At 35.7% G+C, this 24,779-nt stretch carries 24 protein-coding genes; 13 read left to right on the top strand and 11 right to left on the bottom strand.

What is annotated here, in order from left to right:
- The first annotated feature begins 56 nt into the window (after nucleotides 1–56).
- Nucleotides 57–3,287, top strand: a complete 3,231-nt coding sequence (locus tag HM987_RS08045; protein WP_179006829.1) for a S41 family peptidase — start codon at nucleotides 57–59, stop codon at nucleotides 3,285–3,287.
- Here the strand turns inward: HM987_RS08045 and HM987_RS08040 are convergent.
- Nucleotides 3,280–4,398: a chorismate-binding protein gene (locus HM987_RS08040; RefSeq protein ID WP_179006827.1), complete on the bottom strand. Its 1,119-nt coding sequence runs from the start codon at nucleotides 4,396–4,398 to the stop codon at nucleotides 3,280–3,282. The genes HM987_RS08045 and HM987_RS08040 overlap by 8 nt on opposite strands.
- A gap of 3 nt (nucleotides 4,399–4,401) precedes the next feature.
- On the bottom strand, nucleotides 4,402–4,827 hold the full coding sequence (locus HM987_RS08035) for a PaaI family thioesterase (RefSeq protein ID WP_179006825.1): 426 nt from the start codon (nucleotides 4,825–4,827) through the stop codon (nucleotides 4,402–4,404).
- A 62-nt stretch (nucleotides 4,828–4,889) separates the two neighbouring features.
- On the opposite strand from HM987_RS08035, the gene HM987_RS08030 reads away from it, so the two are divergent.
- Entirely contained in the window at nucleotides 4,890–5,528 is a 639-nt protein-coding gene (locus tag HM987_RS08030; protein WP_179006823.1) for an alpha/beta hydrolase, read from the top strand.
- A gap of 20 nt (nucleotides 5,529–5,548) precedes the next feature.
- The gene (locus tag HM987_RS08025; protein WP_179006821.1) at nucleotides 5,549–6,124 is read left to right on the top strand and encodes a GNAT family N-acetyltransferase; all 576 of its coding nucleotides are present in this window, start codon (nucleotides 5,549–5,551) and stop codon (nucleotides 6,122–6,124) included.
- A gap of 115 nt (nucleotides 6,125–6,239) precedes the next feature.
- On the opposite strand, the gene HM987_RS08020 is transcribed toward HM987_RS08025, so the two are convergent.
- From HM987_RS08020 to HM987_RS08000, 5 genes are all read right to left on the bottom strand, one after another.
- Nucleotides 6,240–6,560 carry a YtxH domain-containing protein gene (locus HM987_RS08020; RefSeq protein WP_179006819.1) on the bottom strand — a complete coding sequence of 107 codons (321 nt, stop codon included), beginning with the start codon at nucleotides 6,558–6,560 and terminating at the stop codon, nucleotides 6,240–6,242.
- A 548-nt stretch (nucleotides 6,561–7,108) separates the two neighbouring features.
- Nucleotides 7,109–7,483 carry a VOC family protein gene (locus HM987_RS08015; RefSeq protein ID WP_179006817.1) on the bottom strand — a complete coding sequence of 125 codons (375 nt, stop codon included), beginning with the start codon at nucleotides 7,481–7,483 and terminating at the stop codon, nucleotides 7,109–7,111.
- 76 nt (nucleotides 7,484–7,559) lie between these two features.
- The gene (locus HM987_RS08010; protein WP_179006815.1) at nucleotides 7,560–8,837 is read right to left on the bottom strand and encodes a hypothetical protein; all 1,278 of its coding nucleotides are present in this window, start codon (nucleotides 8,835–8,837) and stop codon (nucleotides 7,560–7,562) included.
- Nucleotides 8,838–8,992: 155 nt separating this feature from the next.
- Complete coding sequence (locus HM987_RS08005) at nucleotides 8,993–10,234, bottom strand: RNA polymerase sigma factor (RefSeq protein ID WP_179006813.1); 1,242 nt, start codon at nucleotides 10,232–10,234, stop codon at nucleotides 8,993–8,995.
- Nucleotides 10,234–10,581, bottom strand: a complete 348-nt coding sequence (locus HM987_RS08000) for a YciI family protein (RefSeq protein WP_179006811.1) — start codon at nucleotides 10,579–10,581, stop codon at nucleotides 10,234–10,236. Before HM987_RS08000 ends, HM987_RS08005 begins: the two co-directional genes overlap by 1 nt.
- 284 nt (nucleotides 10,582–10,865) lie before the next feature.
- Between HM987_RS08000 and HM987_RS07995 the strand changes: the two genes are divergently transcribed.
- Nucleotides 10,866–11,249, top strand: coding sequence for a hypothetical protein (locus HM987_RS07995; RefSeq protein ID WP_179006809.1), 384 nt, complete (start codon nucleotides 10,866–10,868; stop codon nucleotides 11,247–11,249).
- Between the two features lie 25 nt (nucleotides 11,250–11,274).
- On the opposite strand, the gene HM987_RS07990 is transcribed toward HM987_RS07995, so the two are convergent.
- From HM987_RS07990 to HM987_RS07980, 3 genes are all read right to left on the bottom strand, one after another.
- Nucleotides 11,275–11,895, bottom strand: coding sequence for a YiiX/YebB-like N1pC/P60 family cysteine hydrolase (locus tag HM987_RS07990; protein ID WP_179006807.1), 621 nt, complete (start codon nucleotides 11,893–11,895; stop codon nucleotides 11,275–11,277).
- Between the two features lie 3 nt (nucleotides 11,896–11,898).
- Entirely contained in the window at nucleotides 11,899–12,846 is a 948-nt protein-coding gene (locus HM987_RS07985; protein WP_179006805.1) for an NAD(P)H-dependent flavin oxidoreductase, read from the bottom strand.
- Nucleotides 12,847–12,948: 102 nt separating this feature from the next.
- The gene (locus tag HM987_RS07980; protein ID WP_179006803.1) at nucleotides 12,949–14,160 is read right to left on the bottom strand and encodes a class I SAM-dependent rRNA methyltransferase; all 1,212 of its coding nucleotides are present in this window, start codon (nucleotides 14,158–14,160) and stop codon (nucleotides 12,949–12,951) included.
- A 199-nt stretch (nucleotides 14,161–14,359) separates the two neighbouring features.
- Here HM987_RS07980 and HM987_RS07975 point away from each other — a divergent pair, with 199 nt between their 5' ends.
- The gene (locus HM987_RS07975; protein ID WP_179006801.1) at nucleotides 14,360–15,397 is read left to right on the top strand and encodes a TlpA family protein disulfide reductase; all 1,038 of its coding nucleotides are present in this window, start codon (nucleotides 14,360–14,362) and stop codon (nucleotides 15,395–15,397) included.
- A gap of 89 nt (nucleotides 15,398–15,486) precedes the next feature.
- Here the strand turns inward: HM987_RS07975 and HM987_RS07970 are convergent, their stop codons facing one another.
- Nucleotides 15,487–17,088, bottom strand: a complete 1,602-nt coding sequence (locus tag HM987_RS07970; protein WP_179006799.1) for an NAD(P)H-hydrate dehydratase — start codon at nucleotides 17,086–17,088, stop codon at nucleotides 15,487–15,489.
- 393 nt (nucleotides 17,089–17,481) lie between these two features.
- On the opposite strand from HM987_RS07970, the gene thrA reads away from it, so the two are divergent.
- The 8 genes from thrA (at nucleotide 17,482) to HM987_RS07930 (ending at nucleotide 24,776) form a co-directional block, all read left to right on the top strand.
- Nucleotides 17,482–19,953, top strand: coding sequence for a bifunctional aspartate kinase/homoserine dehydrogenase I (thrA, locus tag HM987_RS07965; RefSeq protein WP_179006797.1), 2,472 nt, complete (start codon nucleotides 17,482–17,484; stop codon nucleotides 19,951–19,953).
- 77 nt (nucleotides 19,954–20,030) lie between these two features.
- Complete coding sequence (locus HM987_RS07960; RefSeq protein ID WP_179006795.1) at nucleotides 20,031–20,960, top strand: homoserine kinase; 930 nt, start codon at nucleotides 20,031–20,033, stop codon at nucleotides 20,958–20,960.
- A gap of 62 nt (nucleotides 20,961–21,022) precedes the next feature.
- Nucleotides 21,023–21,379, top strand: coding sequence for a four helix bundle protein (locus tag HM987_RS07955; protein WP_179006793.1), 357 nt, complete (start codon nucleotides 21,023–21,025; stop codon nucleotides 21,377–21,379).
- 56 nt (nucleotides 21,380–21,435) lie between these two features.
- Nucleotides 21,436–22,725: a threonine synthase gene (gene thrC, locus HM987_RS07950; protein WP_179006791.1), complete on the top strand. Its 1,290-nt coding sequence runs from the start codon at nucleotides 21,436–21,438 to the stop codon at nucleotides 22,723–22,725.
- Nucleotides 22,726–22,828: 103 nt separating this feature from the next.
- On the top strand, nucleotides 22,829–23,398 hold the full coding sequence (locus HM987_RS07945) for a GNAT family N-acetyltransferase (RefSeq protein ID WP_179006789.1): 570 nt from the start codon (nucleotides 22,829–22,831) through the stop codon (nucleotides 23,396–23,398).
- 6 nt (nucleotides 23,399–23,404) lie between these two features.
- Nucleotides 23,405–23,755 carry a GIY-YIG nuclease family protein gene (locus tag HM987_RS07940; RefSeq protein ID WP_179006787.1) on the top strand — a complete coding sequence of 117 codons (351 nt, stop codon included), beginning with the start codon at nucleotides 23,405–23,407 and terminating at the stop codon, nucleotides 23,753–23,755.
- A 171-nt stretch (nucleotides 23,756–23,926) separates the two neighbouring features.
- Nucleotides 23,927–24,256 carry an ArsR/SmtB family transcription factor gene (locus HM987_RS07935; RefSeq protein WP_179006785.1) on the top strand — a complete coding sequence of 110 codons (330 nt, stop codon included), beginning with the start codon at nucleotides 23,927–23,929 and terminating at the stop codon, nucleotides 24,254–24,256.
- Nucleotides 24,257–24,308: 52 nt separating this feature from the next.
- Nucleotides 24,309–24,776, top strand: a complete 468-nt coding sequence (locus HM987_RS07930; RefSeq protein WP_179006783.1) for a DUF6428 family protein — start codon at nucleotides 24,309–24,311, stop codon at nucleotides 24,774–24,776.
- The last annotated feature ends 3 nt before the right edge of the window (nucleotides 24,777–24,779 follow it).

Here is a 24,779-nt window from a genome sequence, read left to right as displayed (position 1 = left end):
TTTTTCATCTAATTATTTTACCTAACTTTCAACACCTATAATTAATCTATTTTAAAATGAAAATTTTTGCGCTTCTCGTTTCCATCTTTACATGCTTTACTTTTCAAGTCACTCTTGCACAAAACAGCGATAATTTATGGTTTAGAAACACCGCCATTTCTCCAAATGGTCAGGAGATTGCATTTACCTATAATGCTGATATTTATGTCGTTTCAGCTACAGGTGGAAAAGCTAGACGTCTCACAGCTCACAGTGCTTACGACACTAAACCTGTTTGGTCACACGATGGATCCAAAATTGCGTTTTCATCTAACAGACACGGCAATTTTGACATTTTTGTTATGCACCTAAACGGTCACAATTTAAAGCGATTAACCTACCATTCTGCAGATGATTGGGCTTCGGATTTCTCACAAAACGACACTGCGGTTTGGTTCAATTCTATACGTTTAGATGACGCTAATTCGCTCCTTTTTCATGATTTAGGGGAATTGTACAGTGTGCCATTAAATGCTGAAATGCCAACACAATTATTGAGCATTCCTGCTTACAAAGCTAGAAATAATGCTAATGGAGCTATTCTCTTCGAAGAAATAAAAGGCTACGAAGATCAATGGAGAAAGCATCACACTTCTTCTGTAACAAGAGATATATGGATTAAAAAAGAGATTGGAACATTCGAAAAATTATCCAGCTTTAATGGTGAAGATAGAAATCCTGTTTTTGGTCCTGGTGATACTATATACTATTTGTCTGAAAAATACGGAACTATGAATGTCATTCAATCATCGCTTTCCAGTCCCAATGAAACGACTCAAATTTCAGACTTTACAATGCATCCCGTACGCCATTTATCGGTTTCAAACACAAATATCCTTTGCTTTAATTTTAACGGTCAGATTTATACACAACAACCAAAAGCCTCGCCAAAATTAATTACTGTTGATGTTTCTGGAGACACATCGCTATTGCAAAACGAATTGCTTTTTGTGAACGACGATGTGGAAGAAATGGTACCCTCTCCCAACGGAAAGGAATTGCTCTTTATATATCGAGGTGATATTTTTGCAACTTCTGTAGATGGTAGTTTAACGAGGCGAATAACCAACACTCCTGAGCAAGAAAGACATATCGATATCAGCTCAGATGGTCGCACCATTGTGTATGCTAGTGAACGCAACAACAGTTGGAATCTTTATACCCAAACTTTGCCTAATAAAGATGAAAAATATTTTACCATCGCCTTAGAACTCAAAGAAGGGATTTTACTAGAAAATGACGCCGAAACCTTCCAACCTAAATTTTCTCCAAATGGTGAAGTTGTTGGTTACTTAGAAGACCGTACCAAGCTTAAAACCATAAATTTAAAATCAAAAGAAATCACAAGTATTCACAATGGAGAAAAGCATTTTTCCTATGCTGATGGTGATCAAGATTTTGAATGGAGTCCTGATGGAAAATGGTTTGCCGTTACCTTTTATCCAGATCGTTATTGGGTGGGCGAAATAGGCATAATTAGTGCCAGTGGTGACCAAAAATTAGTGAATGTCTCTAAAAGCGGTTTTAGTGATTTCAACCCAAAATGGTCTAAAGATGGCAGCATTTTATACTGGGCTTCAGACCGAAGTGGCATGCACAGTGTCGCTAAAACGGGTCCTTCTGAAAGTGATATCTACGGCGTATTTTTAACGCAAATGGCCTATGATAAATTCAAGCTTAAGAAAGATGAATTTGAATTATTAAATGACGACGAAAAAGAAGACAATGACAAAGATGACGATTCAAAAAAGAAAAAAAACGAGGAGAAAGAAAAGAAAGCAGAAAAAGTAATACAACCGATTACGATTGACTTTGATAATCTTAGCAAGCGAAAAGAAAAACTTACCTTATTCTCTACACGTTTATCTTCTGCCCTTTTATCCAAAGATCTTAAAAAGCTTTACTATTTGGGCAGTTCAGACAGTAAAGCCGATTTATGGACACTGGATTTAAGAACCAAAGAAATAAAATCTCTTGGTAAATTCGGAAATGGAGGACGAATAGCTTTTGACGATGATCAGGAGAAGCTCTTTGTTCTAAGTGGTGGGAAAATTTCTAAAGTAGAGATTAAAACGGGTAAGAAGGAAGCTGTTGGTATTGATTCTGAAATGGCATTCGATTTATCTTCTGAGCGCGAATACTTAATGGATCACGTATCGCGGCAAGTGAAAAAGAAATTCTTAGACCCAAATCTGCACGGCGTACCTTGGGATACACTAACGGCCAACTACAAAAAATTTGTGCCTTACCTAAATAACGACTTCGACTTTAAAGATATTTTAGGTGAACTTTTGGGTGAATTAAACGCATCGCATACAGGAGCACGTTTTAAAAATGAAGATAAAAAAGGAGACCAGACCGCATCATTAGGCATATTCTACGACACTAACCATAAAGGAAACGGACTAAAAATTCTAGAAATTATGAATGGTAGTCCATTGATTCAAAGCGATAAGAAAGTGGTTTCGGGCACCATTATCGAAGCGATTGATGGAATCGAGATAACGGAGAGTATGAACTTTTACAGCGCCTTAAATCGCAAAGCTGGTAATTCAATTATAATTTCTTACTTCAACCCTGAAATCAAATCCAGATGGAAAGAACGTGTAAAGCCAATTTCTTTACGCGCAGAAGAGGAATTGTATTACCAACGTTGGATAGAAACCAATAGAAAATTAGTGCATAAATTATCGGACGGCAAATTGGGTTATATGCACGTCAGAAATATGAATGATGGTAGTTATCGTGAATTTTTAGAAGAGGTAATGGGCGAAGAAGTCAACAAAAAAGCACTGGTTGTAGATACACGATTTAATGGTGGAGGTGATTTAGTGGATGATTTAACCACATTTTTAAGTGGTAAAAAGTATATGGAATTTAGATCAGGCGGCAAAGTGGTTGGTACCGAATCGCAACGTCGATGGACCAAGCCGAGTATTATGCTTATTGGAGAATCCAATTATTCAGATGCGCATTGTACACCTGCTGCTTATAAGGATTTAAAGATCGGCAAATTAGTGGGCATGCCTGTACCTGGCACTTGCAGTTTTGTATGGTGGGAACAAATCCAAAACGGTATTGTTTTCGGCATTCCTAATATGCAAGTGACTGATATCGCTGGAGATGTTTTAGAAAACAAACAACTAGAACCAGACATTAAGATTAAAAATGGTTTTGACAATATTACTAACGGTAAAGACCAACAAATTGAAGCCGCTGTTACCGAACTATTAAAGCAACTTAACTAAGCACAGCGTTTATAGTTGCAGATTTATTAACGGTTTCCTCCCATTCTCTTTCTGGGTTGGAATCTTTTGTAATTCCGCCACCAACATAAATGTTTGCTGTATTATCTTTAAGTTGCATACAACGCAAATTCACATAAAAGTTAGACTGCGTTTTTACCACCGAGTAGGCATTGTTTTCCACATTGCGTCTGTTGTTATTTCTAGTTTTGACTTGCGTGAGATTCAATTCGCCTAAAAAACCGGTGTAATACTCGCGGTTATAGCTTTCGTGTTGAAGGATGAACGCCTTAGCTTCGGCTTTAGGAAACCCACAAACAGCTGGAGTCGGATGTAAGGCTTCTATGATTGATTTTAATTCTGAGTTATCCTTAATTAGGCTAATTACTCTAGTTTTAAGATGTAAAAGACTACCTGCTCTAACCGTTTCAACGTCAGAAACGTTAATTTGTTTCGTGTACGGTTTGATCTGCTCCGTAATATAATTCGTTACAATCTGTTGTTCTTCAAACTCTTTATGAGTCCAAGTCGGTTTAGAGATTCGTCTATATGGTTGTGTTCCTGCCAAAGAAATGGTGGTCAATTGTTTGCCTTCCACTTTAAACAATAATTCTGGTGTGGCTCCAATCCAAAGGCCTACTTTAGGATGGTACCAACAATAGACCATCGCATTTTTATAGGTGTTGAATAGACGTTTAAAAATAGTAATCGGACTATTGCTTTGAACGGGCTTTGTTTCACATCTGGATAGCACTACTTTTTCCAAATTGCTATTTTTGATGCGTTTTATACCTTCGGAAACTAAATTAATATGCTGAAGTTTTTCGGTTTCATTCTGAAAAATCTTGGTTGGTTCAACAACTTCAGTCTCTAAGGTTTTAATATCAATTTCAGAATACAAACAAGCTTCTTTTGGGAATAGTATACTTTTTTCGTTAAGATTAAATGGAGCAAACACAAAACCACTTTCGGTAAAAGTTTCTGTTTTATGTAAGACATCGTCTTTCTGCAGCCAACATTGGATTTTAGAATTTATAGGCCTACTATAAACTACAAAAGGCAATTGTTTGGCATATTGGGTTTCTAAAGCTTCAAAAAATGAATCTTTGTGCATTCGCTATGATTTTTTTGGAAGTGAAATGGTCGATAAACGACAAATTGAAATTAGATTGTCAGCTTCGTCCGTTACTCTAATATCCAGAAGTTGTGTCGTTCTTCCTTTGTGCAAAAATGTGGCTTTTGCATAAACATAACCTTCACTAATACTCTTTAAATGGTTCGCTGTAATTTCTAATCCGCGAACAAAAAACTTTTCCGTATCTATAAAAATATGCGATGCAAAACTCCCGACACTTTCAGCTAATGCTGCTGTTGCTCCGCCATGCAAAACGCCATCTGGTTGGTGTACTTTTGAGGTTACAGGCATTCTTGCCACCAAAAAGTCATCGCCAAAATCCACAATTTCTATACTTAAAGTTTCCATCAATGTATTTTTACTTGCGGCATTGGCTTTTGCCAAAACGACTTCCTTAGATAATTGCATAGAATACTGTATTTTTAATGTTTTATTGAAACGACACAAAAATACTGAAACTACCTAGAAAAATGAATTCAGAAGAGAAAGAAATCATATATACGACTAGTAACTCCTACTCTACTTTAAATACACTTACGGAACGCACCAAAACGGTTTGGGTCGTTTTTCATGGTATGGGTTATTTAAGTCGCTATTTTCTCAGATATTTTAAGGGTTTGAATGCTGAAGAAAATTACATCATTGCACCTCAAGCGCCGAGTAAATACTACATTCAACCCAAAATGCACGTTGGTGCTAATTGGTTAACTCGCGATAAGACTGAAATTGGAATGAAAAACATCCTCAATTATTTTGACGCTGTTTTTGAAGCTGAAAAGATTCCCGATCATATCAATCTGATCGTTTTTGGCTATTCCCAAGGGGTGAGCGTAGCCATGCGTTATTTGGCGAAACGACAATTACAATGCAGTCAATTGGTACTGCATTCTGGTGGCATTCCTAAAGAATTAACTACCAAAGATTTTGAGTATGTATCAGAAGCTACCAAAGTAAAAATGATTTATGGTACCGAAGATGAGTATTTGGATGACAATAGAATTCAATTGGAATCTGAAAAGGCTGAATCGCTCTTTGGTAAACAATTGATTGTGATGCCATTTGAAGGCAAACATGTGGTCAACGTGGATTTTATAAATGATTTGGTTTAGAGTAAATAACATAACTTATTATGAACGCACCAACCTTAGAAAACAATAGAGTAAAACTTGAGCCACTAAACCTCAATAATTATGAACTCTTGGAATCAGTAGCCCTAGAAGAAAATCTTTTGGCCTACTCACCTTCCGATATTTCGGCTCCTGAAAAATTGAAAGCCTATGTACAAGTAGCCGTTGAAGGGCTTAATTATAAAGTGACAATTCCATTTATAATTTACGATAAACAAAAACAAGCCTATGCTGGCTCAACACGTTTTGGTTTAATCAACTGGAAAAACAAAGTCCTGCATATTGGTTGGACATGGATTGGACACCAATTTCAAGGTACAGGACTCAATGCCAACATGAAATTTTTAATGCTTCAATATGCTTTTGAAACATTAGAGTTTGAAAAGGTAGAGTTTAGAATAGATGAACGTAATCACAAATCACGAAAAGCAGTTGAAAAATTGGGTGCCAAACTTGAAGGAATTCTGCGACAAGATGTACTCATGAAAGATGGTTTTAGACGAAGCACCTGCTGTTATGGTATTTTGAGAACAGAATGGGCCGACCTTAAAACTACGATTTTCGAAGATTGCCTTTAACGTAAAAGCGACTGATTTTTAAATTAGTGAAGCAAAACGTGCAACCTCTATAATGTCATTCAAACATTTAAAAGATTGCACGTTAAGAGCTTTTAATGACAGTTCAATGAACGTCTTAACTTGTTTTTTGAAGTGTTTTATTCTTCTCCTTTAGAATCGCTAATTGTTTTTCGATAAACGTTATCGCTTGTTCTGTTTTGTGACTTGATTTTGAGGTAAAGTCCTCCAAATCTTGCTTAAACTTTTCTTTACCAGAACTTGCTGCTTTAGTTAAATCCTCTTTTACTTCTGCAAAATCTGAAGTTAATTGATCTTTGATGTCTTTACCTTCTTTCTTAAGCTTGGCTCTTGTAACACTTCCTTTGTCTGGTGCTAATAACACGCCTGCTGCTGCACCTAATAAAGTGCCTAATACTAATGTTCCTTTATGAATCATAACTTTTTTCTGTTTAGAACTCGTTTAAACCTTTTCAATTCGCTAAAAAAATTTATCTTCTGCACCATGTTTTTGCCATTTTTGACTTCCGTAGCGATGCTATGCAATTAAAAAATGACTTCAACATGACACAAAATCTTTAATTTTCGCTAGAACTTAAAAAATTTAAACAAGTTCTTAATTAAACTTGTGTTCTACTAATACGTCGTAGAATTTACCATTTTGTTACAAACAAATTTAGTGCCAAGTCTTAAGATAAAAATAACATAGGAATATAAAAAAATATAGCTTAATCCTGACAACAAATAAATCGTGTACTTCTTAACCTTTCTTCTAATTGCAAATTGTCCATTTATGGACAAAATATGGGTAAAAGCTTTTTGCCAACAATGCCTTTAGGTATTGAATATGGTGTACCTAAAGGCACACTTGAAGATGGATATTACATGTTCTTACCTATAGTAAGTCCCTAGCGGGACGAAAATTGAGAAATAAATGATTTTTGTTATGGACGAAGAACTATGTGATTATTTTATCTCTTTGATTCGTTATTCAGCTACAATGTTAAATGCTCCAATATGCCAAAGGACTCCAGATGGATCGTGCAAAAAAAACTCATTGCCCCAATCATTATAAACAACCTCTGAACATCTCAAAGTATCATACTTTTCAGTAATGCCACTTTTCTTTAGATTTTCTAAATGGTTTTCAACGTTGTCCACTTCAAGAAAAACCATGGTATTATCGACCCAATCTTTGACGTAGGCATCCTGTAAATAGAACGCGAATTCTCCAGTTCTGAATACTGACATATTAGGTGAAACAACAACTTCCTCAAATCCTAAATCTTGATAGAATTGTCTTGAAATCGCATAGTCTTTTGCACCTATAAATGGCCGGATGGATTTTGGTTTTAGTTTCATCAATTAGACTTTAGGAATTACTTTAAATTATAGTGAAGATAGAATTTTTATTTCTAACAATAAACAGAATTCCAAATCAACCACATTCAAAACAACCCATAAATTTGGCACTGAGTTCGAGATCTTCCGAGCCTTTTAATGGTTCCGTAACTTTACCTTTTTCTTGAATGATAGAATAAAATTGAAGCGCATAGGCTTTTAAATCCTCTCGACGTTCTTTGATTTTTTTAATGATGTCATCACCATCTAAATCCCTAATGGTTTTTGGCCAAACCTGCAATAAGGCTTCTAAAACCGAATCCGTGAGCAACGCTTGTAAATTTTCGGCTTCTTCAATGAATATTTGTTCTGGTGTTTGTGATAGAAAATAGTTATCAAATGGGTACACCAAGCCTTCCATAAAATCAATATCATTTTCAAAAGACCGTAATTCTTTAACGACATGTCTATTCGCTATTAAGCTTGGAATTAAACCATCAGTCTTAAAAAAAGCATTATCTCGATCGCCAGCAATCGGAATCGCATTATAACCCTTACTCGTTTTTTGAATGGCCCATCCCCATTGTTTAGTGTGTCTGTCCCAATCTCCAATAAGCATATCGAACAGTCGGCTTCTGACCAAAGCACGAGCATCGATATGCAAAGAATCTTTCAGTTTAAGTTTTAATTCCTGTAAATTATCAGTATCAATAATCTCTTTGACGTTTTTGTGCTGCGTATAATTGACATCACTTTTGGTTTCGTATTCCAGAAGATATAATCGATTTCCGAATGCAGCATTATAGTCTCCTAAACGCTTTTGTTTGGGTACAAAAACCATTTGCGGATTGGTATGCAAAACATGGGCTTTTTCGGCCAGTTCTGCAGCCAAAATTGCAGCAAATGGATGTTGGGCAGAAATCCCATCGACCACAATGTTTTCTAATTTTAAGGTTTTTAGAAACTCTGGAATCAACTTTTTTGTATCCTTATTGACGCTTCGTAACGAATAAGTAATACCATCCTCACCCAGCATCTCTAAAGAATGGGTTTGTTTGCCACCACCTTCTTCCTCCATGGTCATACCACCTTTCAAAGTATCCAAAAAAACAATGGGCACAGTAACCTTTGCGGACCATGCAGCACGATATTGTTCGCCTTGAATCATTTTTTTCAAGTCATCAGCCTTATATAAATCACTTGGCGATACTTCTATAGAATCAAAAGCTCTAAAGTTGGTGGTTTCTGCATTGTCTACGTTATATAGAATGGATTTGGAAGTAATTTTATCCGTACTGCCAACAGACCAATAAATGGACAACACTACAATCAATACAATTAATAAAACTGAGACGATTAAAGTGCGCTTTGACATTGATTGGTTAAGAAAATTTAAGAGTTAACTATAAGAATTACGAAAATAAGATAAACAATCCAAAGATTTTAACTTAAATAGACGAATTTGGAACTGATATGAAACCATTATTTTACCATGTGAATTTAGAAATAGACATGACAGAACGTTGAATATTACTTTTCCCTCCAAGTAGATCGCTTTGCCGTCAAATACGCTTTTTCTGAATTATTGTTAACCATTTCCAAAGCCAAGTCAATTTGCGCTAATGCTTTATTCAGTTGATTGGTTCCTGCGTAGTAATCCGCTTTTGCTGCATAAAACAAATAAGCACGTTGCTCTAAATCTTGCGGTGGCAGTTGGTTGAAATAGGTTTTTGCGGTTTTAAAATCATTGATTTGCATGTAGATTACTGCCATGGTTAACAAATGTGACGGCATTGGTTGTAAAATTTGTAAGGCACTGTACCATTTTAAAATTTTATTCCAATCCGTATCTTCAAACGTTTTTGCTTTTAAATGTTCGGCTGCAATAGCAGCTTCATAATGATAACATGAAAAATCATCGGTTTCGACAGCTCTATGCATCATGGAATTTCCCAACCGTATCAAAGGAAAATGCCATAAGGTTCTATCTTGCTGTTTTAGATCCAAAACCTCATTGTTCACGCTCAGTTTTGCTTCCAATCTTGCCGAATGAAAACACATCAACGCGAAAAGTGCATAACATTCTGGTAATTGGGTTTGTTTATGTTTTAGTAATAATTGACCTAAACGCATGGCCTCTGCACATAAATCCGTTCTTATCAATTGGTCTTTGGTATTGGAATGAAAACCTTCATTAAAAATGAGATACAACACTTCCATCACAGTCTCCAATCGTTTTGGTAAGTTTTTACCTTGCGGAATATTGAATTTTAGATCGGCTTTTTTTATGGTTTTTCTGACACGTAACAGGCGCTTTTTTATCGTTTCTTCCTTGGTCAATAAAGCAGATCCGATTTCCTTAATACTAAAGCCCGAAACGGTTTTTAATGCGAATGAAATTCTATCGCGAGCATCTAATTTTGGATGACATGCTGTGAAGATCATTCGGAGTTGTGCATCTTCAATTTCAGAGTCTAAAAACAACTCATTAATGGCAATGGCATCAGTGCCTTGGCTGAAGTTAGGTCGGTGATTTTTTTGAGCCTTTAAAGTTCTAAAAATATCTGAAACCCTGTTTTTAGCGGCTTTTGTGAGCCAAGCCTCAGGGTAATCGGGTTGTTCTTTTCGCCAAGATACACTCGCTTTAATAAACGTATCTTGGACAGCATCTTCAATAATATCCAGATGCTGCAGTCCAAAAATTCGGGTTAAAACAGAGACCATCTTTCCACTATGATGGCGAAACAGATGGTCTATGTTTTTAGTGTCCATTAACGATCAAATACCATGATTTCACGAATCTCTAAAGTGCCTCCTAAATCGTAATCAGGATAATCTTGAGCTATTTTTTCAACCGCATCAAAATCTTTGGCTTCTACGGTATAATAACCGCCTACAATTTCCTTTACCTCTGCAGAAGTTAAATCGGTCACTGTTCTGTTTTTTCCAACGATACGCCTTATTTCTGGATGTAACGCTTCACCTCCGCGCAAAATTCCTGCTTGCTCCATTTTGTTACCCCAAGCAAACCATTTTCCCATTCGGTTTTGAAGCTCGTCTGGCGACAACCCTAAATCAGTGTAATCAGCTCCCGTGAAAATCATCATAAATTGTTTCATAAGTTCTAAAATTTAATTGTTTATACCTTTAAGACGTATGTCAGATAATAAAAGGGGACAAATTTTTCGAAAAATTAATTTTTTATTATCAAGCACACAACTATTTATGTTGTTAACTCATCTGACTTTGGATTTTAAATGTTTAGTGCTTTAATATAAAATGCAGTTGAACGATTAAAAACGAGCACTTTAGCATTTTATCGTAAAAATGACTATCCAAACAGATTTAATTGAATATTAGACCTTTAAAATTATATTTTGCAAAACCAACCAACCAACCAATCATGAAAACTTTATTAACCTTTTTAACCATTTCAATAATGGGTGTGAGCAGTGCGCAATTTGTCTCTGAAGACGATATGCTCCATACCGCAATTGGTGCCGGAATTTCTGCCACAAGTTATTCACTAATTTATGCTAAGACCAAAAACTCTAAAAAAGCATTTTGGTACAGCTTAGGACTTTCCACTTTGGCAGGATTGTCTAAAGAAATTTATGATGGCTATATAATAACTGGAAAATTTGATACAGGTGAAGCTTTATCGACAGCTGTGGGTGGATTTGTAGCAAGTTACACGCTGAACATATTCACTGGAAAGCAAAAAAGAAAGCAACGAAAAATGAATAAGAAAAAAATGGAAGAAGAAATTGTTTTGGTTTCTCACTGAAAATGGACATAGAGAGTATGACTGATTAGTTTAAACTTTTTATAAATTCTATGGTTTTACTATTCGCCATACCATTTGGATTGCACCCTAGTTTCCCTTCTGGAATTGCTATACCTAAATTTTCGTAATGTTCAATCCATCCCTTATGAAAGCTATTTGTTTCTGCATTTTTAAACGTCATCGCTTCTAACTCAAACACAGAATCCTTCTTAAAAATTTCATAGATGTATTCAGAACAATAATAACCTTCATCTTCTAAAATATATGTGGTATTATATGAGTTACCAACTAAGGATTTTGCCTTCGTAATTGCATCTTCTATTTGTTTTGGAGCCATGTTTTTGATACGATATAAATCTAAAATTTGACTTACAGAATCTTCAGCTCCAATGAACAAATCTAATGGTTCTTTTACAACCCCTTTCCCCAAATCTGAATGATACACAAAAACAGTTCCGTCTTCAACATCACAAATTCCCATATGTGTATAATTTGTTGACTTCGAAGTTTGAGTGACCTCATTTATAGCTTCAGATAGCTCACTATGAAGTGCGCCTCTAAAAACAATATCACCAGACTTAATATCTGATGTGTTTCTGCAAGAAACAGATAGAATTACGATAAGAAAATACGAAATTGACTTCAAGAACTAGTGTATCAATTTATCTACAATCGCTTTGACTGTAAGGATTTCTTTGGTATACTCAATACTAGGACCAGCAACCCAAACGGTTTTGTAAGTCGCTTTTTTGGCCGCTTTTTCCGTGGCCTTCATTCCTATTGAAAAACGGATCATTTTTACCCATTTTTTTAAGGTTTTATTTTTGTTCAATAGGTTTTCGATCCACGTTGCTTTAGTACCTATTTTTTGAACATAAGGTGTATTGATCACCGTACATGGCGTCCCTGAAATACGTTCGGTCATGACAATATCTTTTTCGCCATAATCGACACAAGCTTGTTTATACTCATCGGTCACTCCAGCTTCAATCGAAGCAATAAAAGGACTTCCGACCGAAACGCCAGCTGCTCCATAACTCAACATCTTATCAATGTCTGCCTTACGACCTACACCTCCAGCAGAGATTACTGGAATATCCAATTCCTTATTTAAAAGATTCGTTAATTCTTCTGGAGATAAATTTCCCCTGTGGCCACCAGCCTCATTATTTACGGCAATCGCTGCATCTGCTCCCAAATCTTCTACTTTTTTGGCAAATCTCAAATCCGTAACATCGCAAAACACTTTTATACCAACGGCATGTGCTTGCTGTATCGTTTCTTCAGGACTTCCCAAAGATGTAATAATGAAATCGCAGCCTTCTTCACATATCGCTTCCAATTGTTCTTTGTATTTAAAATTGGATTTATTCACAATTAAATTGAATCCAAAAGATCCGCCTTCAACTTTATTAGCCTTTAATTCTTTTATAGCTGCTCTTAATTCTTCAATTGTTCTGTAGTTTAATGCCGGAATACAGCCTGCTATACCTGCTTTCATGGCTTCTGTTACCATGGCAACGTTAGAGACCAAAAACATTGGTGCTTGGATGATTGGGTATTTGATATTAAGGAGTTGTGTTAGTTTGGTTTGCATGTTCGATACTTACAAAAGTGGTCCCGAAAACTTCGGGATTATTAATTAGACTTTAATTGGAATTGCAAATATACCTTTTTTTATTATGCATGCATAATACTTTTATTCCAAAAACCGATAATAACCACATTTCAGATAAGCGCCTTCGAGAAATGCAATTGGATGGTCACTGTCGTGTTTGGTTTTTAGTTCCGTTTCAAAAAGTCTGGCTTGGGCATTTAACACCCTATCGTTCAAATCAAAAAATGATTGTGCTAAAACTCTTGATGAGCACGATGCTAAGACCAAAATGCCATTTTTTGCCGTTAGCTGCACTCCTAATTCTGCTAATTGCGCATATTTCTTTTTGGCCAGTTCAATTTCAGATTGTTGCTTGGCAAAACTTGGTGGATCAATAACCACAACATCATAAGTTTTACCTTTTTGTATTAAAGCCTTCATTTCAACAAAAGCATCGCCAGAAATGGTTTTGTGCATTCCAGAATACGTATTTAATTTTCCATTTTCGCGAGCCATATCCAAAGCCTGTTTGCTAATATCTAAACTTGTAACTTCTCTTGCACCATTGGCTAAAGCGTGGACTGAGAATCCACCAGCATAAGAAAACACGTCCAAAACCGTTTTCCCTTGGCTCAATTCCCCTACCCGTTTTCTATTCGCTCTATGGTCTAAAAAGTAACCTGTTTTATGGCCTTTGATAACGTTTGCTGAAAATTTCACGCCATGCTCAATAAACGCTACCACTTCATTTTCAAGCGTTCCGAAAATTATGTCTCCATCTTTATAAGTGTGATTTTGGCTATTTTGTAAATTTCTACTTAAGCGCATCACAAGAGTTTCAGCCTTTGAAATTTGATGTAAACTTTCCAAAATGGAATCTAAATAAGGCAGCCAAATTTCAGAATATAATTTTACGACCAAAACGTTATCATATAAATCGGCAATCAAACCTGGAAACCCATCATTCTCACCAAACAATAAACGGTAACTGTTGGTGTGGGTTCTTAATAATTCTGAACGTTTTTCAAAAGCCAATTCAATTTTATGATGAAAGAAATCAGCATCAATTTTCACTTTGGATTCAGCGCTGTGAATGATCTTTATTCGGATTGGAGAGTTAGCATCATACAAGCCTAAACCAATAACTTTGTTTTTGTTTTTGCTAAAAACAATGGCTAAATCGCCTGTTTCAGCATCGTCATTAATTTTTACAATACTATTAGAAAAGACCCAAGGGTGTCCTTTAACAACGGATTGCTCGCCCTTAGCATTGAGCTTTACAGCAAGATTTTTAGGTTTGAGATTTTGTTTCAAATTAGAAAAGTCATCATTAGAGATACTCAGTTTTCAAAAATATACAATCTAAAAATCATATTCAATCAATTTTTAAAATAGAACCCAAATAAAAAATAGATACTTTAAAAAGCATAAATCTTAATAAGTTTTATAAAAATTTTAAATTAGGCATTGCGATATAATACCTATGTTTGCACACGAAAAAAATAAACGATATATGAAACGATTATTAATACTTTGCCTAGCGACAACCATATTAGCTTGCAAAGAAGAACCTAAAGAGTACGCCACAATTTCTGGTAAGATTGAAAACCCTGATGAGAGTAAAACCTTAAAGATTTTTCAAGGCAGAAATTACGAAAAAACCATAACGCTTAGTGATGATGGGACATTTAAAGATACTTTAAAAGTCGAAGCTGGCGATTATAACTTTCAGCATGGAAAGGAATATGGTCAGATCTATTTAAAGAACGATAATGAATCGTCTTTTGAAACTGACAATAACTCCTTTGCGGATTCTATGGTATTTAAAGGCGATGCGTCCGATATCAATAACTTTTCCGTCCAATCTTTTTTAATTGCTAAAAATCATTTTACCGAAGACCTTATTTCATCTGGCACTAAAGAAGATATAGAAAAAGCAATTGAAAATTACAAATCTGCTTACGAGGAGGTTAAAACTGAATATACTGATGTAGACTCTACACATGTGGCGATGATGGACAAAAATATAGAAGGCACAGTTCAACAACTGACTCGATTTATGAGTGCTAAATTAGCCACACGGGAAGCTCTTCCAAAAGGATCACCATCACCAACTTTTGAAAATTATGAGAATTTTGCTGGTGGAGAATTATCCCTTTCGGACCTAAAAGGAAAATATGTCTATTTTGACATTTGGGCAACTTGGTGTGGTCCTTGTATAAAGGAAATCCCTTCACTTAAAAAAGTGGAAGAACAATATAAAGGTAAAAATATTGCGTTTGTAAGCATTTCAGTTGATGAAGGAAGAGGTTACAAAGGCGATAAAGCTGCGGCTTACGACGGTTGGAAAAAGATGGTTGCCGATAAAGATTTAGGTGGTATACAGCTTATAGCTGACAATGGATTTCAATCCGAATTTGTACAAAAATATCAAATTAGTGGTATCCCAAGATTTATATTGGTCGATCCTGAAGGCAATATCGTGAATGCAGATGCACCACGACCTTCTAGTGATGCTTTAGTGGAATTATTTGATGAGTTGGGAATTTAATTTCCAATAAATTAATAACTTTTAAAAGCCTGTTTAAACTTGATTTAAACAGGCTTTTTTCGTTTTATGAATTCTGAATTATAGTGGTTTTATTTTTGTCTTCGACCAGCCTTCCGTCCATTACTTTTTTGTTGTTTTGGTTCTTGTTGCTGCGCTTCTTCCTGTGGTTGTTCTGGCTTTTTAAATAAATCAATATAGGCGTCTCCTAAAGTTTCAATAATATGACTGGCGATTAAACTTTGATAACCATGATCTTCTAAGGCAATATCCGCAGATTTTCCATGAAGGTAAATCCCAAAAATGGCAGCCGTTAAAGCTTCATAACCTTGCGCCACCAATCCAGAAATAATTCCTGTTAAAACATCGCCACTTCCTCCTGTTGCCATGCCAGGATTTCCTGTGGTGTTAATGTATAGTTTATCTTGGTAAACGGTAATCGTATTGGCGCCTTTTATCACAACAACCAGATTATATTTTCTTGAAAAGGCTTTTGTTTTTTCCAACTTCTCAAAATCGTCGGACCACTTCCCTATTAAACGTTCCAGCTCTTTAGGATGTGGTGTTAAAATGGTAAAATCTGGTAAAAATTTTAACAAGGCTTTCTTTTTTGACAATAAATTTAAACCATCAGCATCAATGACCAATGGTGTTTTATTCGTCTTTAGAAAGGCTTCAAATGTTTTTGCGGTTCTTGCAGAGGTCCCTAAACCTACTCCTATGCCAACAACTGTGGGTTCTATATCAAAATCAATATTGGCAATATGGGTTTCATCGCTATCTGTAATAACCATGACTTCAGGAATGGCGATTTGCAAACTTTGATAGCCACATTTCGGAACATAGGCCGTGACCAATCCTGCGCCAGAACTCAACGCTGCTCTACTCGCTAAGTTAGCCGCACCTATTTTCCCATAACTTCCACCAACGATCAGTACATGACCAAAATGACCTTTATGTGAAAATTTTTGTCTAGGTTTATAAAGTGGTAAGACTTCATTCTTAGCAATCAGTTCTACTTCGGTTTCGGTTTGTATTAAGTATTCGCGATCAATTCCGATATCCAGCGCTTCCCATTGTGTGGTATACTTTGCGGTTTCAGGTAAAAAGAATACCAATTTAGGCGTTTGAAAACTTAAGGTATAATTGGCATGAACGACATGATTTTCATCTTCTACTTTTTTATCTGTATATAATCCGGATGGAATATCTATAGACAATGTAAATGCTTTTGACGCTCTAAATTTCTGAAATAAGGCTTGCACCCAATCATTTGGCGGACGGTTTAAACCAATGCCAAAAATAGCATCAACAATAATATCATCCACGCCAATAACAATCTCTTCAAAATCACCTTTACAGCTCAACATTGTGGGCCATTTCTTGCTTACATTTTTAATTTGGTCGTAATTAATTAAAAAATCCTTGGAACGTTTGTCACTACAATTAACGATATAGGTTGCCACATTATAGCCATGTGTAATTAAATGTCTTGCTAAAACCAAACCGTCTCCGCCATTATTGCCAATACCACAAAATACATGAATTGGGACTTGAGCACCTTGCATACGTGCGTGCATCCAATTAAAAATTTGGGTACCGGCACGCTCCATCAATTCTGTTGAGGATATATTTTGACGTTCTGTTGTAAGTTTATCGCCTTCGTAAATCTGTTCTTTCGAAAATAATTTCATTTTGTCTTAATAGTTTTAATCACTAGCAAATTTGATACACTTTTAAATCATTCCAATTTAATAAGGACTATTCAAAACTAATGTTCCTGTGAATAATTTAATACCTTATGCAATTTGTTAGTTATCTTTCATTTTTTTTATAAAGTTTAGCGCTTTATTACTAATTCCCTAAAAAGGTGAGATTAGTTTTTTTCATTGTTATAAAAATAATACTTTTGGTATGTAATGAAGAAAAAAATCAAAATATCATCACATCAAATAGGTAACACTAACCATATGACGATTTCTATGTTTTTCATTTCAACTATTATTACCCTTGTGGGTAATCTATAATATGTTCTCCGTCCCTTCAGTCTATTTAGACATTTTTATTCCTCTAAAATTAATTAATATATGAAAGTTCTCAAATTTGGTGGAACATCAGTAGGTTCAGCCGAAAATATAAATAAAGTGATCTCCATTTTAGACCAACAATCTAAACATTCTAAAATCGCTGTTGTCGTTTCTGCTGTTGGCGGAATTACAGATAAATTATTAGAAGCCGCGAATTTGGCCTGTAATAAAGATTTGGAATACAAACAGGTCTATAACGCTATTTGGTCCAGACACAATACCGTTGTTGAAGGTCTTTTTGAAAATTCTGAAAACGACCAAAGTCTTCAAAATTATCATGAAAAATTACATGATTTGGTTTCAGAAAAATTAAATGACCTTAGAAGTCTATTAGATGGTATCTATCTAATTAATGAATTATCTCCAAAAACAAAAGACAAGCTTTTGAGTTTTGGTGAAGCTTTGTCTTCTACAATTATTTACCACACACTTAAATCAAGAAAATTAGAGGCGTCCTTAAAAAATGCTCAAGATTTAATTGTCACGGATTTAAATTATAACAATGCGGCCGTAAATTTTGACTTGACCAACGCTAATATTCAGTCATTTTTTGAGTCTGATACACACGCTTTAGTGTTATTACCAGGTTTTGTATCAAAATCCGCAAGTGGAGAAATCACCACTTTGGGCCGTGGAGGTTCAGATTATACAGCAGCCATCGTTGCTGCGGCTTTAGATGCAGAGGAATTACAAATCTGGACAGACGTGAGCGGTATGTTTACGACCAATCCTAAATTAGTAAAGCAGGCAGCGCCAATTGTCCAGTTATCGTATCAAGAAGCTGTAGAGTTATCGCATTTTGGTGCGAAAGTTTTATATCCACCAACAGTAATGCCTGTGCTTAAAAAGAAGATTCCTATTGTAATCAAAAACACCATGGAGCCTGAAGCCGTTGGTACTACAATTAGTCAAGAAGTGACCTCAAATGGCTCGCCAGTTAAAGGATTGAGTAATATAGATAATATTGCGTTGTTAACCTTGCAAGGCAATGGTATGGTTGGCGTACCTGGTTTTAGTAAACGTTTGTTTGAAACGCTCGCCCAAGAGAAAATCAATATTATTTTAATTACACAATCATCCTCAGAACATTCCATCTGTTTCGGAATTTCAGATAAGGATGCGGCACGAGCTAAGGAAGTTATAGATATCGTTTTTGAATATGAAATTGCACTTCAAAAAATTGACCCACTAGTCGTAGAAACAGATTTATCCATCATCGCGGTTATTGGTGATAAGATGAAAAGCCATCAAGGTATAAGTGGTAAAATGTTTAGCACATTGGGTAAAAACAATGTTAATATTAGAGCGATTGCTCAAGGCGCTTCAGAACGTAATATTTCTGCCGTCATCCATAAAAATGATGTAAAAAAAGCTTTGAACAGTCTACACGAGCAGTTTTTTGAAATCAAGACCAAACAAATCAACTTGTTTATTACTGGTGTTGGAAATGTGGGCGAACGTTTGATTGAGCAAATCAAACAACAAAAGGCTTACGTCAAAGAAAATTTTAAAATTAGTCTGAGAGTTGCTGGTTTATCCAACTCGCGACACATGATCGTTGACGACGAAGGCATTAATTTAAAAGACTGGAAACAACAACTAGAAGCTGGAGAAAAAGCGAGCTTAGAAGGTTTCTTTGAACATGCAAAACAGCTGAATTTAAGAAATTCCGTTTTTGTGGATATCACAGCAAACGAAGCCGTTTCAAATATTTATGGTGATTATTTAAAGAAGAGTATTTCTGTCGTAGCTTGTAATAAAATTGCCTGTTCAGGAAATATGGGATACTACAATGAACTCAAAGCTTTATCGCGTCAATACAATGCCTCATTTTTGTTCGAAACCAATGTTGGTGCAGGATTACCGGTCATTGACACTTTAAGCCATTTAATTACTTCTGGAGATAAAGTAAATACGATTCAAGCGGTTTTATCTGGAAGTCTTAATTTCATCTTTAATAATTTTAATGCTGAAACAACCTTTCACGATGTCGTAAAACAAGCACAGGAAGAAGGTTATACAGAACCAGACCCACGAATCGATTTGAGCGGCATAGATGTCGCCAGAAAAGTTCTAATTTTAGCAAGGGAAAGTGGGCATTCCATTGAGTTATCAGATTTAGAAAGCGATAACTTTTTAACGGAAGCTGCCATGAATGCTGATACGGTTGATGCCTTTTTTGACACCTTAAAAAATGATGAAGCATATTATCAAGGATTATTCAAATCAGCTGAAGAAAAGAATTGTCAATTAAAATTTGTTGCAGAGCTTGATAATGGAAAAGCTAAAGTGGGACTTCAAGAAATTCCAGAAGGTCATCCGTTTTATAATCTCAAAGGGAAAGACAATATCGTCATGTTTTACACACAGCGTTATCCCGAACAACCGATGATTATTAAAGGTGCTGGAGCTGGTGCTGATGTTACGGCCTCTGGTTTGTTTGCTGATATTATACGCATTGCTAATAATTAATATAAAAGTTATTGTAATATTTATACTCTTTGAATAACTCAGTAACATAAGATTAACCGCTTTCGCGGGAAATACATATGAACGAAATAAAAATTTTTTCACCGGCAACCGTAGCCAATGTGGCTTGTGGATTCGACGTGCTCGGGTTTTGCTTGGATACTATTGGAGATGAAATGGTCATTAGAAAAACCAAAGAAAAAGGTATCAAAATCACAAAGATTGAAGGCTACGATCTACCTTTTGAAGCTGAAAAAAATGTCGCTGGAGTTTCTGCATTAGCGATGTATAATGACTTACAACCCGATTGTGGATTTGAAATTGAAATCTATAAAAACATAAAACCTGGAAGCGGTATTGGCAGTAGTTCGGCAAGTGCAGCAGGAAGTGTTTTTGGAATGAATGAATTATTAGGAAGGCCTTTAGACAAAACCAAACTGACCTATTTTGCCATGAAAGGCGAAGCCTTAGCGAGTAAATGTGAACACGCGGATAATTTGGCACCAGCTATTTTTGGTGGGTTTACCTTGGTTAAAAGTGCGAATCCTCTACAAGTTTTAGAGTTGCCAACGCCTTCGGATCTATATGCCACTTTAATTCATCCGCAAATTGAAATTAAAACGTCAGAATCGAGAGCAATTTTACCAAAAGAAATCCCTTTACAACATGCGATTACACAATGGGCAAATGTTGGAAGTTTAGTGCATGCGCTGCATACATCTGATTATGATTTGATGAAAGACGCGCTTGTCGATGTCGTTATTGAACCGCATAGAAAACAATTGATACCACATTTTGATGACGTTAAAAATGCAGCTATAAAAGCTGGAGCTTTGGGTTGTGCTATTTCTGGTTCTGGACCTTCGATTTTTATGTTGAGTAAGGGAAAGAAAACTGCTAAAGCTGTTGAAGAAGTAATTAGGGATGTGTATTCAAAAACAGATATAGCGTTCGAGACTTATGTTTCTAAGATTAATACTGAAGGGATTAAAAAAATGACGGAAGACTGATGAAGGAAGACGGAGGACAGAGGACGGAAGACGGAAATGAAAGCATGTAAAAAATAGAAATTATGAATAAATTTAAATTTGAAAAGTTGATTATTTGGCAGGATGCTATGGATTATGGCGAAGTTATAAATGATATTTCCCAACAATTTCCGGATAAAGAAAAATTTAATTTAACATCACAAATTATGAGAGCTGTGGATTCTGTTGCTCTTAATATTTCAGAAGGGTCAATTGGTCAATCCAATCCTGAACAGCGTAAATTTATTGGATATTCAATTCGCTCATTAGCAGAAGTGGTAACCTGCTTATTTAAAGCAAACAGGCGAAGTTATATTCCAGAAGACTCGTTTATTGAATTATACAATTCTGCGTTTCATCTGATGAACAAAATGGCAGCATTCAAAAGAAATATCAATTAAAATCATTGGATTTCGGTCACTTGTCATCCGTCATCCGTCATCCGTCAAAATTCATTATGAACTACTACTCACTCAATAAAAAAGCCCCAAACACAACCTTCGAAGAAGCCGTTGTCAGAGGATTGGCGCCAGACAAAGGCTTATATTTCCCTGAATCAATAACACCCTTAGACGTTTCTTTTTTTGAAAATATCGAAGATAAATCGAATGCAGAAATTGCATTGGAAGCGATCAGACAATTCATTGTTCCTGAAATTCCAGAGGACGTTTTAAAAACCATTGTTGAAGAAACCTTAAGTTTCGATTTTCCTGTGGTAGAAATCAATGAAAACATTTCTACGCTTGAATTATTTCACGGTCCAACCATGGCATTCAAAGATGTTGGGGCACGTTTTATGGCACGTTGTTTAGGCTATTTCAACAAAACAAACACCAATGATGTAACCGTTTTAGTGGCCACTTCAGGCGATACAGGAGGTGCAGTCGCTAATGGGTTTTTAGGCGTCAAAGGTGTAAATGTGGTTATCCTCTATCCTAGTGGAAAAGTAAGTGATATTCAAGAAAAACAATTGACCACCTTAGGTCAAAACATCACAGCCTTAGAAGTTGATGGTGTTTTTGACGATTGCCAAGACATGGTAAAACAAGCTTTTATGGATAAAGAATTGACGAGCAAAATGCAATTAACCTCAGCCAATTCCATAAATATTGCACGTTGGTTGCCACAGCTGTTTTATTTTATGTTCACCTACAAGCAACTAAAATCAAAGCATAAAGACATTGCGTTTTCGGTGCCAAGTGGTAACTTTGGGAATATTTGTGCTGGTATGGTCGCTCAAAAATTAGGATTACCAGTCAAGCATTTTATTGCTTCCAACAATGCGAATGCCACTGTAGTGAATTATATGCTTTCCCAAACTTATACACCGAAGCCTTCCGTGCAAACCATCAGCAACGCCATGGATGTTGGAAACCCAAGTAATTTTATAAGAATCCAGGAATTGCACAATAATGATTTTGAGACTTTAAAATCGAATTTATCCTCGTTTAGTTATACAGACGATGAAACTCGGGAAGCATTATTGGAACTCTATAACGATTTCTCTTATGTGGCAGATCCACATGGAGCTGTGGGTTATTTAGGTGCCAAAGATTATTTAAAGAACAACGATGCTCATGTGGTGTTTTTAGAAACGGCGCACCCAACAAAATTTTTGGATGTGGTAGAAGACGTTATTAGAGAAAATATAGATTTACCTCCTCAAATTGAAGCGGTTATGGATAAGGAAAAAGTGGCGACTAAAATTGCTACTTATGAGGAGTTGAAGGGGTTTTTGTTGAAGTGATTATTTCTTAGAATTATTAAAAGCTCGAAACAGCATTTTAAAGGAAAAACAGAAATATAATTTATGAAAGCTATAAATCTATAAATAGTAATTCATTCTAAAAATGCCAAAACACAAACCACTACAGACCAAAAGACTAACCATCAGACCAGTCACTCCTAAAGATGCCACATTCATCCTAGAGCTTATGAACACACCAAAGTGGCTTAAAAACATTGGCGATAGACATGTAAGAACGGTTGAGGAAGCCGCAAACTACGTCAAAGAAAAAGCACTGCCTCAACTGGAAACTTATGGTTATGGTAACAATGTTATCATTAGAAAAGCAGACCAAATAAAACTGGGCACTTGTGGTTTATACCATCGAGAAGGTAAACCGGATCCTGATATAGGTTTTGCTTTTCTGCCCGCTTATGAAGGCAATGGTTATGCGTTTGAAGCTGCCAATGAATTAATGATGGCCGCAAAAAACGAGTATCGTTTAAAAGAATTAAGCGCTTATACACTTGAAGCTAATTTGGCATCAAGAAAACTTTTAGAACGCTTAGGCTTTAAAATCATAGGAAAGGGAACACTTCCAAACAATGATGAGGAGCTATTGCATTACTACCGAACTTTAGATGTTGATTTTAAAGGTTCAACTTTTAGGCAAAAACCAATTCAGCACAAATAAATCATTATGCCCAAAACCCTCTACACCATTTATGTCATAGAACTTTCCAAACGGGTTTATACTGAAAACACAAAGTTCAGAAATGCAAATCCTCAGTTTAATGGTGTGTTGGAATGTTTATATGTTGGCATGACGAGTAAAACACCTAAAGAACGCTTTCTACAACATAAAACTGGCCATCGTAACAAAAAAGGCCATAAAATATCATCGAATATTGTTGAGAAATATGGTACCTATTTGCGTCCCAGTCTTTTCAATCATATTGATCCCTTTTTTACACGAGCCGAAGCCATGAAAGCTGAAGAACAAATTGCACTTGAACTCAGACGTGAAGGCTATGCGGTTTGGTTTAACTGACTTTTTATGCCCGCTAACTAATTTTAAAACATCACATTTATATGGTTAAGCTTTATCCATCATCCATCATATTCACTCACCTCTCACCTCTCATCGCTCATCTCTTTTTTTCTTTTTTCTTTTAAAATCAAATTATTAATCGTAATATTGCAATGAACAAATAAATATAACATGGGATTAGCAAAAACAGAAATGTTTACCGACCTACAAAATGAAATTGCTCTTTTTGCAAAGGTCTTTGGTCATCCGGCAAGAGTTTCCATATTGCAACATTTATTCAAAATAAACTCTTGTGTATGTGGCGATTTGGTAAACGAAATCGGATTGGCTCAACCTACCATTTCGCAACATCTTAAAGAGCTAAAGCATTTGGGACTCATTAAAGGTAATGTTGAAGGTACAAGTGTGTGCTATTGTATCGATACCGAAAATTGGACTAAAATGAAAGAAGTGATGCTTCAATTTTTAGATCAGGATGTTTCAAAGTCTAGTTGTTGCTAAAAAAATTTATACTCATTAATCGTATCATCGCAATAAACAAATAAAACATATTATGAAATTATCAGAAGTTAAAAACAAACTGAACACATTGGAAACGATTTCCTTTCAATTGCCAAATGGCGAATTAGTACCCAGTCACTTTCACGTGACAGAAGTTGGAAAAATCACTAAACACTTTATCGACTGCGGAGGCACCGTAAGAAACGAAGAAGTGGTGAACTTTCAACTATGGAATGCCAACGACTATGACCACCGATTACATCCAGAAAAGTTAGTCGATATTATTGAGTTATCTGAAAAAGTTTTAGGTATTGAAGATTCTGAAATCGAAGTAGAATATCAAGGTGAAACCATTGGAAAGTTCGGATTGGACTTTGATGGCAAACACTTCTTATTGACCAATAAACAAACCGATTGTTTGGCAAAAGACCAATGTGGTGTTCCCGTTGAAAAACCAAAAGTAAAATTAGCGGAACTTAACGATGAACCTTGTTGCTCACCTAGAGGAAATTGCTGCTAAACT

The organism is Winogradskyella forsetii (assembly GCF_013394595.1).
Lineage (GTDB): Bacteria > Bacteroidota > Bacteroidia > Flavobacteriales > Flavobacteriaceae > Winogradskyella > Winogradskyella forsetii.
The sequence above is the reverse complement of the archived record's forward strand: the minus strand, read 5'-3'. Positions and strand labels throughout refer to the sequence as shown.

Coding starts and splice junctions, on each gene's coding strand:
- HM987_RS08045 (WP_179006829.1), top strand. CDS start 57: ATGAAAATTTTTGCGCTTCTCGTTTCCATCTTTACATGCTTTACTTTT.
- HM987_RS07940 (WP_179006787.1), top strand. CDS start 23,405: ATGCCCAAAACCCTCTACACCATTTATGTCATAGAACTTTCCAAACGG.
- thrC (WP_179006791.1), top strand. CDS start 21,436: ATGAACTACTACTCACTCAATAAAAAAGCCCCAAACACAACCTTCGAA.
- HM987_RS07975 (WP_179006801.1), top strand. CDS start 14,360: ATGAAACGATTATTAATACTTTGCCTAGCGACAACCATATTAGCTTGC.
- HM987_RS07995 (WP_179006809.1), top strand. CDS start 10,866: ATGAAAACTTTATTAACCTTTTTAACCATTTCAATAATGGGTGTGAGC.
- HM987_RS08015 (WP_179006817.1), bottom strand. CDS start 7,483: ATGAAACTAAAACCAAAATCCATCCGGCCATTTATAGGTGCAAAAGAC.
- HM987_RS07930 (WP_179006783.1), top strand. CDS start 24,309: ATGAAATTATCAGAAGTTAAAAACAAACTGAACACATTGGAAACGATT.
- HM987_RS07985 (WP_179006805.1), bottom strand. CDS start 12,846: ATGCAAACCAAACTAACACAACTCCTTAATATCAAATACCCAATCATC.
- HM987_RS08010 (WP_179006815.1), bottom strand. CDS start 8,837: ATGTCAAAGCGCACTTTAATCGTCTCAGTTTTATTAATTGTATTGATT.
- HM987_RS08025 (WP_179006821.1), top strand. CDS start 5,549: ATGAACGCACCAACCTTAGAAAACAATAGAGTAAAACTTGAGCCACTA.
- HM987_RS08000 (WP_179006811.1), bottom strand. CDS start 10,581: ATGAAACAATTTATGATGATTTTCACGGGAGCTGATTACACTGATTTA.
- HM987_RS07945 (WP_179006789.1), top strand. CDS start 22,829: ATGCCAAAACACAAACCACTACAGACCAAAAGACTAACCATCAGACCA.
- HM987_RS08035 (WP_179006825.1), bottom strand. CDS start 4,827: ATGCAATTATCTAAGGAAGTCGTTTTGGCAAAAGCCAATGCCGCAAGT.
- HM987_RS07970 (WP_179006799.1), bottom strand. CDS start 17,088: ATGAAATTATTTTCGAAAGAACAGATTTACGAAGGCGATAAACTTACA.
- HM987_RS07935 (WP_179006785.1), top strand. CDS start 23,927: ATGGGATTAGCAAAAACAGAAATGTTTACCGACCTACAAAATGAAATT.
- HM987_RS08020 (WP_179006819.1), bottom strand. CDS start 6,560: ATGATTCATAAAGGAACATTAGTATTAGGCACTTTATTAGGTGCAGCA.
- HM987_RS08005 (WP_179006813.1), bottom strand. CDS start 10,234: ATGGACACTAAAAACATAGACCATCTGTTTCGCCATCATAGTGGAAAG.
- thrA (WP_179006797.1), top strand. CDS start 17,482: ATGAAAGTTCTCAAATTTGGTGGAACATCAGTAGGTTCAGCCGAAAAT.
- HM987_RS08040 (WP_179006827.1), bottom strand. CDS start 4,398: ATGCACAAAGATTCATTTTTTGAAGCTTTAGAAACCCAATATGCCAAA.
- HM987_RS07955 (WP_179006793.1), top strand. CDS start 21,023: ATGAATAAATTTAAATTTGAAAAGTTGATTATTTGGCAGGATGCTATG.
- HM987_RS08030 (WP_179006823.1), top strand. CDS start 4,890: ATGAATTCAGAAGAGAAAGAAATCATATATACGACTAGTAACTCCTAC.
- HM987_RS07960 (WP_179006795.1), top strand. CDS start 20,031: ATGAACGAAATAAAAATTTTTTCACCGGCAACCGTAGCCAATGTGGCT.